This is a genomic window from Streptomyces sp. NPDC048417, from assembly GCF_040651615.1.
Taxonomy (GTDB): Bacteria; Actinomycetota; Actinomycetes; order Streptomycetales; family Streptomycetaceae; genus Streptomyces.
This window is the reverse complement of sequence record NZ_JBEZKI010000013.1, coordinates 123,439-135,378: the sequence shown is the minus strand read 5'-3', so window position 1 is coordinate 135,378 and position 11,940 is coordinate 123,439. Positions and strand designations below refer to the sequence as shown.

Sequence of the window (11,940 nt, the reverse complement as noted above, 5' to 3'; positions counted from 1 at the left end):
GGAACGAGCCCGTGACAACGATCACCCCCGATCCCGGGAACCACCGGGCCCCAGGCCCCTCACTTCGCTCCGAAGCGGGTGCGCCCGGTACGCTCACCGCCGTGCCACACGCTGATCAGTCCCAAACCACCCAGAAGGGCGTTTCCGTGACATATCCGGGGCCGCCCAGGCCGGTTCAGGTCTCCGCCACACCCCTCGCGGAGCTCGCCGACCAGCTGGGTGCCGCCGTCCCGGACACCGCGGACAACGCGGTGGAGGTCACGGGCATCACCCATGACTCGCGCGCGGTCCGCCCCGGTGACGTGTACGCCGCCCTGCCGGGTGCCCGGCTGCACGGCGCCGACTTCGTCGCCCAGGCCGCCGGCCTCGGCGCGGTCGCCGTGCTGACCGACCCGACGGGCGCCGAACGCGCCGCCGCGACCGGCCTGCCGGCCCTGGTCGTCGACGACCCGCGCGCGCGGATGGGCGAACTCGCGGCCACCATCTACGGTCACCCGGGCCGCGACCTGCTCCAGATCGGCATCACCGGCACCTCCGGCAAGACCACCACGGCCTACCTGGTCGAGGGCGGTCTGAAGAGCACGCGCAGCACGGGACTCATCGGCACCGTAGAGATGCGCATCGGCGACGAGCGCATCAAGTCCGAGCGCACCACCCCCGAGGCCACCGACCTCCAGGCCCTGTTCGCCGTCATGCGCGAGCGCGGCGTCGAGGCCGTCGCCATGGAGGTCTCCAGCCACGCCCTGGTCCTCGGCCGGGTCGACGGCTGCGTCTTCGACATCGCCGTCTTCACCAACCTCAGCCCGGAACACATGGAGTTCCACTCCGACATGGAGGACTACTACCGGGCCAAGGCGCAGCTCTTCACCCCGGAACGCAGCAAACGGGGGGTCGTCAACGTCGACGACGAGTACGGACGCAGACTCGCCCGCGAGGCCGGCGTCCCGGTCGTCACCTACTCCGCCGAGGGCCACCCCGACGCCGACTGGCGGGCCGCGGACGTCCATATCGGCCCGATGGACTCGACGTTCACCGTCGTCGGGCCCGGGGACGTCCGGGTCGCCGCCAAGTCGCCGCTGCCGGGCCCCTTCAACGTGGCCAACACCCTCGCCGCGGTCGTCGCCCTGGCCGCCGCGGGCCTCGACCCGCAGGCCGCCGCCGACGGCATCGCCGCCGTTCCGGGCGTCCCGGGCCGTCTGGAGCGCGTGGACGCCGGACAGCCCTACCTCGCGGTCGTCGACTACGCCCACAAGACGGACGCCGTCGAATCGGTCCTCAAGGCCCTGCGCAAGGTCACCAAGGGCCGGCTGCACATCGTCCTCGGCTGCGGCGGCGACCGCGACAGGAGCAAGCGGGGCCCGATGGGCGCCGCCGCGGCCCGGCTCGCCGACACGGCCCTGCTGACCTCCGACAACCCCCGTTCCGAGGACCCGCTCGCCATCCTCGCGACCATGCTCGAAGGCGCCGCCACGGTGCCCGCCCACGAGCGCGGCGAGGTGCTCCTCTTCGAGGAGCGGGCCGCCGCGATCGCCGCGGCCGTCGCCCGCGCCCACCCCGGCGACACCGTGCTGGTCGCCGGCAAGGGCCATGAGCAGGGCCAGGACATCGCCGGCGTGGTTCGTCCCTTCGACGACCGCCAGGTGCTTCGCGAAGCTATCCAGAAGACCCAGGGATGAACTTGTGATCGCCCTCTCCCTCGCCGAGATCGCAGCAGTCGTCGGCGGGCAGACGCATGACATACCGGATCCGTCCGTCCAGGTCACCTCAGAGGTCGTCCGGGACTCCCGCGAGGCGGGACCCGGCAGCCTGTTCGCCGCCTTCGTGGGCGAGCGCGTGGACGGCCACGACTTCGCGGCCCAGGTCGTCGGACAGGGCGCGGTCGCCGTTCTGGCGTCCCGCCCCGTCGGCGTGCCCGCGATCGTCGTGGACGACGTCCAGACCGCCCTCGGCGCCCTCGCCCGCCATGTCGTACGACGGCTCGGCGCGACCCTCGTGGCCCTCACCGGCTCGGCCGGCAAGACCAGCACCAAGGACCTCATCGCCCAGGTGCTGCGCACCAAGGCGCCGACCGTGTTCACGCCCGGCTCGCTCAACAACGAGATCGGCCTGCCGCTGACCGCCCTGTCCGCCACCGAGGAGACGAAGTTCCTCGTGCTGGAGATGGGCGCCCGCGGCATCGGCCACATCCGCTACCTGACGGATCTGACGCCCCCGAGGATCGGCCTGGTCCTCAACGTCGGCACCGCCCACATCGGCGAGTTCGGCGGCCGTGAGCAGATCGCCCAGGCGAAGGGCGAGTTGGTGGAGGCCCTGCCCCCGGCCGAGGACGGCGGCGTCGCGATCCTCAACGCGGACGACCCCCTGGTGCGGGCCATGGCCTCCCGTACCAAGGCGAAGGTGGTCCTTTTCGGAGAGTCGGCCGAAGCGGACGTACGCGCCGAGAACGTACGACTCACGGACACGGGACAGCCCGCGTTCAGCCTTCACACACCCTCCGGTGCAAGCGATGTGACCATGCGCCTGTACGGTGAGCACCACGTGTCGAACGCGCTCGCCGCGGCCGCCGTCGCCCATGAGCTGGGCATGTCCGCGGAAGAGATCGCCACCGCGCTCTCCGAGGCTGGCTCCCTCTCCCGCTGGCGTATGGAGGTCACCGAGCGCCCGGACGGCGTGACCATCGTCAACGACGCCTACAACGCCAACCCCGAGTCCATGCGAGCCGCGTTGCGCGCGCTCGCGGCCATGGGCAAGGGGCGCCGCACGTGGGCGGTGCTCGGCAAGATGGCCGAGCTCGGGGACGAGGCGCTCGCCGAGCACGACGCGGTCGGACGGCTCGCCGTCCGGCTCAATGTCGGCAAGCTCGTCGCGGTCGGGGGACTAGAAGCCTCCTGGCTGCAACTGGGCGCATATAACGAGGGTTCGTGGGGTGAGGAGTCGGTGCACGTGTCCGACGCACAGGCGGCGGTCGACCTGTTGCGCAGCGAGTTGCGCCCGGGGGACGTCGTCCTCGTGAAGGCGTCACGGTCGGTGGGCCTGGAGAGCGTTGCCCAGGCGCTCCTCCAGAGCGGTGCCGAGGGTGTTGATGCCCGATGATGAAGCAGATCCTCTTCTCGGGCGTCATCGGTCTCTTCCTGACCCTGATCGGCACCCCGCTGCTGATCAAGCTCCTCGCCCGCAAGGGCTACGGCCAGTACATCCGTGACGACGGCCCGCGCGAGCACGCCAGCAAGCGCGGTACGCCGACGATGGGCGGTATCGCCTTCATCCTGTCGACGGTCGCCGCCTACTTCCTGTCCAAGGTGATCACCGGCTACGCCCCGACCTACTCGGGCCTGCTGGTGCTCGGCCTGATGTGCGGCATGGGCCTGGTCGGCTTCCTGGACGACTACATCAAGATCGTCAAGCGGCGTTCGCTGGGTCTGCGGGCCAAGGCGAAGATGGCCGGCCAGCTGATCGTCGGCATCTCCTTCGCGGTGCTGTCGCTGCAGTTCCCGGATGCCATCGGCAACACTCCGGCGTCCACCAAGCTGTCCTTCATCACGGACTTCGGCTGGACCATCGGCCCGGTGCTGTTCGTGGTCTGGGCGCTGTTCATGATCCTCGCGATGTCCAACGGCGTGAACCTGACGGACGGTCTGGACGGTCTCGCCACCGGCGCCTCCGTGCTCGTCTTCGGCGCCTACACGTTCATCGGCGTCTGGCAGTTCCAGGAGTCCTGCGCCAACGCGATGACCCTGACCAACCCCAACGCCTGCTACACGGTCCGCGATCCGCTGGACCTCGCGGTCATCGCCTCCGCGCTGATGGGTTCCTGCCTCGGCTTCCTGTGGTGGAACACCTCGCCGGCCAAGATCTTCATGGGCGACACCGGTTCGCTCGCGCTCGGCGGTGTCCTCACGGGCCTCGCGATCCTGTCCCGCACCGAACTCCTCGTCGCCATCATGGGCGGTCTGTTCGTCCTGATCACCATGTCGGTCGTCATCCAGGTCGGCTCCTTCCGGCTCACCGGCAGGCGCGTCTTCCGGATGGCGCCACTCCAGCACCACTTCGAACTCAAGGGCTGGTCCGAAGTCCTGGTGGTGGTCCGCTTCTGGATCATCCAAGGCATCTGTGTGATTGTCGGACTCGGGCTCTTCTACGCAGGATGGGCAGCGCAAAAGTGACCGACTGGCAGGGCAGGCACGTCACCGTCGCCGGGCTCGGCGTCTCCGGTGTCCCGGCCGCGAAGGTGCTGCACGCGCGCGGGGCGATCGTCACGGTCGTCAACGACGGCGACGACGAACGCGCGCGTGCCCAGGCCGCGGAGCTGGAGGCGCTCGGCATCACCGTGCGCCTCGGTGACGGCGCAACCCTGCCGGAGGGCACCGAGCTGATCGTCACCGCGCCCGGCTGGAAGCCGGACAAGCCGCTGTTCACGGCGGCCCGCGCGGCCGGCATCGAGATCTGGGGTGACGTCGAACTCGCCTGGCGGCTGCGCGGCCCCGACGCTGCTCCCTGGCTCGCCGTCACCGGCACCAACGGCAAGACCACCACCGTCCAGATGCTGGCGTCGATCCTGAAGGCCGCGGGCCTGCGTACGGCCGCCGTCGGCAATATCGGCGTCTCGCTGCTCGACACGGTCCTCGGCGACGAGGAGTACGACGTCCTCGCGGTGGAGCTGTCGAGCTATCAGCTGCACTGGGCGCCCTCCCTGCGCGCCCACTCCGCAGTCGTGCTCAACCTCGCCCCCGACCACCTCGACTGGCACGGCTCCATGGAGGCCTACGCCGCCGACAAGGGGCGTATCTACGAGGGCAACCGGGTCGCCTGCGTCTACAACGTCGCCGACAAGCTCACCGAGGAGCTGGTGCGGCAGGCCGACGTCGAGGAGGGCTGCCGGGCCATCGGCTTCACCCTCGGCACCCCGGGGCCGTCCCAACTCGGCGTTGTGGACGGCATCCTCGTCGACCGCGCCTTCGTCGAGAACCGCCGGCAGAACGCCCAGGAGCTGGCCGAGGTCTCCGACGTCAACCCGCCCGCCCCGCACAACATCGCCAACGCCCTTGCCGCGGCGGCCCTCGCGCGCGCCTTCGGGGTGCCCGCCACGGCCGTACGGGACGGGCTGCGGAACTTCACCCCGGACGCGCACCGCATCGCGCACGTGGCCGACGTGGGCGGGGTCGCGTACATCGACGACTCCAAGGCGACCAACACGCACGCGGCGGAAGCCTCGTTGGCGTCATATGAGTCGATCGTATGGATTGCGGGCGGTCTGGCGAAGGGGGCGGCCTTCGACGAACTGGTCGCCAAGTCGGCAAAGCGACTTCGCGGCGTGGTGCTGATCGGCGCCGATCGCGCCCTCATCCGGGACGCCCTGGCGCGACACGCGCCGGAAGTACCCGTCGTCGACCTCGACCGGACCGACACTGGGGCGATGCTCGCGGCGGTCCAGGAGGCGCGGCGACTGGCGGTCGAAGGCGACACGGTGCTCCTTGCCCCCGCCTGTGCCTCCATGGACATGTTCGCCAACTACAACAAGCGCGGTGACGCGTTCGCTCAGGCTGTTCGCGAACTCGGCGCCTGACCCGGCCGCCTGCCGGGCGACCTTGGGAGGGACGCGTGGGACGGTCGACGTTCAGCGGAGGCGTTGATGCCAGGTAGCCGCACCGGCCGACCGCCCGTACAGCGAGCAGTCCGCAGGCCCGCCGCCGCCCGTACGCCGCGCGACAATCCGCTGCGGCGGCTCCATACGCGCCTCCACCGGGCCTGGGACCGGCCGCTGACCGCGTACTACCTGATCCTCGGCGGCAGTCTGCTGATCATTGTGCTGGGCCTGGTGATGGTCTACTCGGCCTCCCAGATCACCGCGCTGCAGATGTCGCTGCCGGGTTCGTTCTTCTTCCGCAAACAGTTCCTGGCCGCCTGCATCGGCGGGGTGCTGCTGTTCGTGGCGTCCCGCATGCCGGTGAAACTGCACCGGGCGCTCGCCTACCCGATCCTCGCCGGTGCCGTCTTCCTGATGGTTCTGGTGCAGATCCCCGGGATAGGGATGTCGGTCAACGGCAACCAGAACTGGATCTCCCTCGGCGGCTCCTTCCAGATCCAGCCCAGCGAGTTCGGCAAGCTCGCCCTGGTGCTGTGGGGCGCCGACCTGATGGCGCGCAAACAGGACAAGCGGCTGCTGACCCAGTGGAAGCACATGCTGGTGCCGCTGGTCCCGGCGAGCTTCCTGCTGCTCGGCCTGATCATGCTCGGCGGCGACATGGGTACGGCGATCATCCTGACCGCGATCCTGTTCGGCCTGCTGTGGCTGGCGGGGGCGCCGACCCGGCTGTTCGCCGGGGTGCTGTCGATCGCCGGCCTGCTCGGTGTGATCCTCATCAAGACCAGCCCCAACCGGATGGCCCGGCTCGCCTGCATCGGCGCCACCGAGCCCAAGACCGGCGTCGCCGACTGCTGGCAGGCGGTTCATGGCATCTATGCCCTGGCCTCCGGCGGACTCTTTGGTTCCGGACTCGGTGCGAGTGTGGAAAAATGGGGCCAACTGCCCGAAGCCCACACCGACTTCATCTTCGCCGTCACCGGTGAGGAACTGGGCCTGGCGGGGACGCTGTCGGTACTGGCCCTCTTCGCGGCTCTAGGCTATGCGGGTATCCGCGTGGCCGGACGCACGGAGGACCCCTTCGTGAGGTACGCCGCGGGAGGCGTGACCACCTGGATCACCGCCCAGGCGGTGATCAACATCGGTGCGGTGCTCGGTCTGCTGCCGATCGCCGGTGTCCCCCTCCCGCTGTTCTCCTACGGAGGCTCCGCCCTGCTGCCGACCATGTTCGCCATCGGGTTGCTGATCGCCTTCGCGCGCGACGAGCCCGCTGCGCGGGCGGCGCTTGCGGCGCGGCAACCTCGCTTTGGTAGAAAGCGGGGGGCTGGGAGTCCTCGGGGCCCTCGGAGATGGAACACGATGCGACGGCGCGCCCCGGTGGCGCGCTCGTCCGGAGAGCGGTGAATTTCGGTGCATGTCGTACTCGCTGGTGGGGGGACCGCCGGCCACATCGAGCCCGCGCTTGCCCTCGCGGACGCCCTGCGCAGGCAGGACCCCACCGTGGGGATCACGGCCCTGGGCACGGAGCGCGGCCTGGAGACCAAGCTGGTACCCGAGCGCGGCTACGAGCTGGCGCTGATCCCGGCGGTGCCGCTGCCCCGCAAGCCCACCCCTGAACTGATCACCGTCCCGGGCCGGCTGCGCGGCACCATCAAGGCGGCCGAGCAGATCCTGGAGCGCACCAAGGCGGACTGCGTCGTCGGCTTCGGCGGCTATGTCGCCCTGCCCGGCTACCTCGCCGCCAAGCGCCTCGGCGTGCCGATCGTGATCCACGAGGCCAACGCCCGCCCCGGCCTCGCCAACAAGATCGGCTCCCGGTACGCCGCCCGGGTCGCGGTCTCCACCCCGGACAGCAAGCTGCGCGACGCCCGATACATCGGCATCCCGCTGCGCCGCTCCATCTCCGTCCTGGACCGCGCCGCCGCCCGCCCCGAGGCCCGGCACCGCTTCGGCCTCGACCCCAACCTGCCCACGCTGCTGGTCTCCGGCGGCTCCCAGGGCGCCCGCCGCCTCAACGAGGTCATCCAGCAGGTCGCCCCCTGGCTCCAGCAGGCCGGCATCCAGATCCTGCACGCGGTCGGCCCGAAGAACGAACTGCCGCAGGTGCACCAGATGCCGGGGATGCCCCCGTACATCCCGGTAAGTTACCTGGACCGGATGGACCTCGCGTACGCCGCGGCCGACATGATGCTCTGCCGCGCGGGCGCGATGACCGTCGCCGAACTCTCCGCCGTCGGGCTCCCGGCCGCCTATGTCCCGCTGCCCATCGGCAACGGCGAACAGCGGCTGAATGCCCAGCCGGTGGTCAAGGCCGGCGGCGGTCTGCTGGTCGACGACGCGGAACTCACCCCGGAGTGGGTGCAGCAGAACGTCCTGCCCGTGCTCGCCGACCCGCACCGGCTCTACGAGATGTCCCGCGCGGCAAGCGAGTTCGGCCGCCGGGACGCCGACGACCTGCTCGTCGGGATGGTGTACGAGGCGATCGCCTCAAGCCGATAGGCCGTATGACGAAAGGCAAGTGAGCAGCGTGGCCGGACCGACCACCGCCGAGAGCGGTGAACGCCAGCAGGAGTCGTCCGGCCCGCCGTCCGCCCGGCGATGGAGGAATCGCCGCTTTCGTACGATCGTCATTCTGGTTCTGGGAGTTGTGCTGCTGGGATCCGGCTCCGTCTGGCTGCTGTACGGCTCGCCGTGGCTGCGCGTCCGGCATGTCTCCGTCTCCGGTGCGGCCGTTCTGACGCCGGAGCAGGTGCGGGAGGCGGCCGACGTCCCCGTCGGCGCGCCGCTGATTTCCGTCGACACCGACGGCATCGAGGCCCGACTGCGCCGGAAACTGCCCCGAATTGACGAGATTGACGTCGTCCGTTCCTGGCCCCATGGAATCGGGCTGAAAGTGACCGAGCGCACTCCGGTTCTGCTCATCGAAAAGGGCGGAAAGTTCACCGAAGTGGACAAGGAAGGCGTCCGTTTCGCGACGGTTTCGCAGGCGCCGAAAGGCGCTCCGGCGCTGGAATTGAGTCTGTCCCGGTCGGGTTCGGCCACCGCGAGCCTGCGCCGTTTCGGCACCGACCGGCTCGTGCGGGAAGCCGTGGATGTCGCGGGTGACATTCCGGCCGCCATCCGCCGGGACACCCGAACCGTCAAGGTCCGTTCCTATGACGACATCACGCTGGAGTTGGGCAGCGGTCGCACCGTCGAGTGGGGCAGCGCCGAGAACGGCGCCGCCAAGGCACGCACGCTCACCGCTCTCATGAAAGCCGCTTCCCGCGCCCGGCACTTCGACGTGAGTGTTCCCACCGCCCCTGCGTCATCGGCGAGTTGACGCACATCTGCGCAGGCCAACACCCTGGTTGGGCACTGCTACGGCTGATCACATAGGGTGAAAAGAAAAACGGGAGGTTCGGCGTGTTCGTTGAACGCGCGCCACTTGTCGACTTAGTGTCCTGTTCAGAAGACTCCAGGGAACAGACACACTGGTAACCCTAAACTTCAGGGTTAGGGTTCGGGTCGGCGCTACGGACCGTCCCAATCGGCATCTGCCGTCCCACGCGGGCATCGCATGGCGGCGGCAACGTAATTCGAGGCGAGAGGCCTTCGACGTGGCAGCACCGCAGAACTACCTCGCAGTCATCAAGGTCATCGGTGTCGGCGGCGGTGGTGTCAATGCCATCAACCGGATGATCGAGGTCGGTCTCAAGGGCGTCGAGTTCATCGCCATCAACACCGACGCACAGGCGCTGTTGATGAGCGACGCCGACGTCAAGCTCGACGTCGGCCGTGAACTCACCCGTGGACTCGGCGCCGGCGCCAACCCGGCCGTCGGCCGCAAGGCAGCCGAGGACCACCGCGAGGAGATCGAGGAGGTCCTCAAGGGGGCCGACATGGTCTTCGTGACGGCCGGCGAAGGCGGCGGCACCGGCACCGGCGGCGCCCCCGTCGTGGCCAACATCGCCCGCACGCTGGGCGCCCTCACCATCGGCGTGGTCACCCGCCCCTTCACCTTCGAGGGCCGGCGCCGCGCCAACCAGGCCGAGGACGGCATCGCGGAACTCCGCGAAGAGGTCGACACCCTCATCGTCATCCCCAACGACCGGCTGCTCTCCATCTCGGACCGCCAGGTCTCGGTCCTCGACGCGTTCAAGTCGGCCGACCAGGTCCTGCTCTCCGGTGTCCAGGGCATCACCGACCTCATCACCACGCCCGGCCTGATCAACCTCGACTTCGCCGACGTCAAGTCCGTCATGTCCGAGGCCGGTTCGGCCCTCATGGGCATCGGCTCGGCACGCGGCGACGACCGCGCGGTGGCCGCCGCCGAGATGGCGATCTCCTCGCCGCTCCTGGAGGCCTCCATCGACGGCGCCAGGGGCGTCCTGCTCTCCATCTCCGGTGGCTCCGACCTCGGCCTGTTCGAGATCAACGAGGCCGCCCAGCTGGTCAGCGAGGCCGCCCACCCCGAGGCCAACATCATCTTCGGCGCGGTCATCGACGACGCCCTCGGCGACGAGGTCCGCGTCACGGTCATCGCGGCCGGCTTCGACGGGGGCCAGCCCCCGGCCCGCCGGGACAACGTGCTCGGCTCGTCCTCGGCCTCGGCCCGCCGCGAGGAGCCCGCTCCGGCCCGGCAGCCCGAGTCCCGCCCGTCCTTCGGCTCGCTCGGCAGCGTGACCCCCAAGGAGGAGCCGGAGCCGGCGCCCGAGCCGGTGGCCGACATCCCGGTCGCCCCGCCGGTCCCGCCGTCGCGTTCCTACACGGACAGCGCGGCCGAGGAACTGGACGTACCGGACTTTCTCAAGTGATCCTTGAGCCGTGATAGGACAGCGCGAAACCGTGAGCGGCGCGCACTTCGCCTTCACCGACAGGTGGGGCGGGGTGAGCGCCGCTCCGTACGAGCAGCTCAACCTGGGCGGGGCGGTCGGCGACGACCCCGAGGTGGTACGGACCAACCGGGAGCTCGCCGCCAAGTCGCTCGGTCTGGACCCCGGCCGGGTGGTCTGGATGAACCAGGTGCACGGCAATCTCGTCGCTGAGGTCGAAGGGCCCTGGACCGCCCGGCAGACTCCGCCGGTCGACGGACTGGTGACCGCGACCCGAGGGCTCGCCCTCGCCGTACTGACCGCCGACTGCGTGCCCGTCCTGCTGGCCGACCCGGTGGCCGGAGTGGCCGCCGCCGCCCATGCCGGACGGCCGGGCATGGTGAAGGGGATCGTGCCGGCCGCGATCGACGCCATGGAGTCGCTCGGCGCCGACCCGGCCCGGATCGTCGCCCGCACCGGACCCGCCGTCTGCGGACGGTGCTACGAGGTGCCGGAGGCGATGCGCGCCGAGGTGGCCGCGGTCGAGCCGACGGCGCACGCCGAGACCAGCTGGGGCACTCCGGCGGTCGACGTGAGCGCCGGTGTGCACGCGCAGCTCGCACGCGCCGGGGTGCTCGACCGGGCGCAGTCGCCGGTGTGCACGCTGGAGTCGGGCGATCACTTCTCGTACCGTCGCGACCGCACCACCGGGCGGCTCGCGGGCTATGTGTGGCTGGACTGATGGGGCATGACGGACCGTAAAACCGAACTCGCCGGAAATCTGGCGAAAGTGGAGGAGCGCATCGCCGCCGCCTGCGCGGCGGCCGGGCGCAAGCGGGAGGAGGTGACCCTGATCGTGGTCACCAAGACCTACCCGGCGAGCGATGTGCGGATCCTGTCGGGACTCGGCGTGCGCCATGTCGCCGAGAACCGGGACCAGGACGCCGCTCCCAAAGCCGCTGAATGTGCCGATCTGCCCCTGACTTGGCACTTTGTTGGTCAATTGCAGACCAACAAAGTGCGATCCGTGGTGGGTTACGCGGATCTCGTGCAGTCCGTCGATCGTTCCAAGCTCGTCGAGGCACTGTCCAGGGAGGCGGTGCGGGCCGGGCGCGAGGTGGGGTGTCTGCTCCAGGTCGCGCTCGACGCGGGTGCGAGCGGAAGGGGTGAGCGCGGTGGCGTGGCACCGGGCGGAATCGAAGAGTTGGCCGACCTCGTCGCCGGGTCGCCGGGGCTGCGGCTCGGCGGACTGATGACCGTCGCGCCGCTCACCGGGGAGTACGCGGGGCGCCAACAGGCGGCGTTCGAGCGGTTGATGGATTTGTCGACCGACCTGCGCCGAGCCCATCCGGCTGCGAACATGGTCTCGGCAGGGATGAGTGCGGACCTTGAGGAAGCCGTGGCCGCCGGGGCGACACATGTGCGCGTCGGCACTGCGGTACTCGGCGTCCGACCCAGGCTCGGGTAACGTCGCCAAGAAGTCGGACCACAGCAGAAAATATGGTCAATGCGGCCCAATACGGGCACAACGGCCACGTGGATCGCGGGACTTGGCAGTCGTCACCG

10 protein-coding genes are annotated in these 11,940 nt (G+C 70.0%); all 10 read left to right on the top strand.

Translation table 11 applies throughout. The features are described 5' to 3' along the window. Positions 1-11: 11 nt before the first annotated feature. The 10 genes from AB0D59_RS21535 to AB0D59_RS21490 all read left to right on the top strand — a co-directional run bounded on the left by AB0D59_RS21535 (position 12) and on the right by AB0D59_RS21490 (position 11,842). Positions 12-1,676: a UDP-N-acetylmuramoyl-L-alanyl-D-glutamate--2,6-diaminopimelate ligase gene (locus tag AB0D59_RS21535; protein ID WP_362567507.1), complete on the top strand. Its 1,665-nt coding sequence runs from the start codon at positions 12-14 to the stop codon at positions 1,674-1,676. A gap of 4 nt (positions 1,677-1,680) precedes the next feature. Next, complete coding sequence (murF, locus tag AB0D59_RS21530; protein WP_362567504.1) at positions 1,681-3,093, top strand: UDP-N-acetylmuramoyl-tripeptide--D-alanyl-D-alanine ligase; 1,413 nt, start codon at positions 1,681-1,683, stop codon at positions 3,091-3,093. Then, entirely contained in the window at positions 3,093-4,163 is a 1,071-nt protein-coding gene (gene mraY, locus AB0D59_RS21525; protein ID WP_362567876.1) for a phospho-N-acetylmuramoyl-pentapeptide-transferase, read from the top strand. The genes murF and mraY overlap by 1 nt, the downstream gene beginning before the upstream one ends. Continuing rightward, entirely contained in the window at positions 4,145-5,563 is a 1,419-nt protein-coding gene (murD, locus tag AB0D59_RS21520) for a UDP-N-acetylmuramoyl-L-alanine--D-glutamate ligase (protein ID WP_362567501.1), read from the top strand. The genes mraY and murD overlap by 19 nt, the downstream gene beginning before the upstream one ends. A 66-nt stretch (positions 5,564-5,629) precedes the next feature. Continuing rightward, positions 5,630-6,985, top strand: coding sequence for a putative lipid II flippase FtsW (ftsW, locus tag AB0D59_RS21515; RefSeq protein WP_362567499.1), 1,356 nt, complete (start codon positions 5,630-5,632; stop codon positions 6,983-6,985). Positions 6,986-6,991: 6 nt separating this feature from the next. Beyond that, positions 6,992-8,080: an undecaprenyldiphospho-muramoylpentapeptide beta-N-acetylglucosaminyltransferase gene (murG, locus tag AB0D59_RS21510; RefSeq protein WP_362567496.1), complete on the top strand. Its 1,089-nt coding sequence runs from the start codon at positions 6,992-6,994 to the stop codon at positions 8,078-8,080. A 28-nt stretch (positions 8,081-8,108) separates the two neighbouring features. Continuing rightward, complete coding sequence (locus AB0D59_RS21505) at positions 8,109-8,903, top strand: FtsQ-type POTRA domain-containing protein (RefSeq protein WP_362567875.1); 795 nt, start codon at positions 8,109-8,111, stop codon at positions 8,901-8,903. Between the two features lie 277 nt (positions 8,904-9,180). Beyond that, positions 9,181-10,377, top strand: coding sequence for a cell division protein FtsZ (ftsZ, locus tag AB0D59_RS21500; RefSeq protein ID WP_362567493.1), 1,197 nt, complete (start codon positions 9,181-9,183; stop codon positions 10,375-10,377). Positions 10,378-10,387: 10 nt separating this feature from the next. After that, positions 10,388-11,116 (top strand): peptidoglycan editing factor PgeF, encoded by a 729-nt coding sequence (gene pgeF / locus AB0D59_RS21495; RefSeq protein ID WP_362567490.1) that lies wholly within the window; start codon positions 10,388-10,390, stop codon positions 11,114-11,116. Between the two features lie 6 nt (positions 11,117-11,122). Then, positions 11,123-11,842: a YggS family pyridoxal phosphate-dependent enzyme gene (locus tag AB0D59_RS21490; RefSeq protein WP_362567489.1), complete on the top strand. Its 720-nt coding sequence runs from the start codon at positions 11,123-11,125 to the stop codon at positions 11,840-11,842. Positions 11,843-11,940: the final 98 nt, after the last annotated feature.

Excerpts from the sequence above, each read along its gene's own strand:
- mraY (WP_362567876.1), top strand. The coding sequence starts at position 3,093 with ATGAAGCAGATCCTCTTCTCGGGCGTCATCGGTCTCTTCCTGACCCTG.
- murD (WP_362567501.1), top strand. The coding sequence starts at position 4,145 with ATGGGCAGCGCAAAAGTGACCGACTGGCAGGGCAGGCACGTCACCGTC.
- ftsW (WP_362567499.1), top strand. The coding sequence starts at position 5,630 with ATGCCAGGTAGCCGCACCGGCCGACCGCCCGTACAGCGAGCAGTCCGC.
- AB0D59_RS21490 (WP_362567489.1), top strand. The coding sequence starts at position 11,123 with ATGACGGACCGTAAAACCGAACTCGCCGGAAATCTGGCGAAAGTGGAG.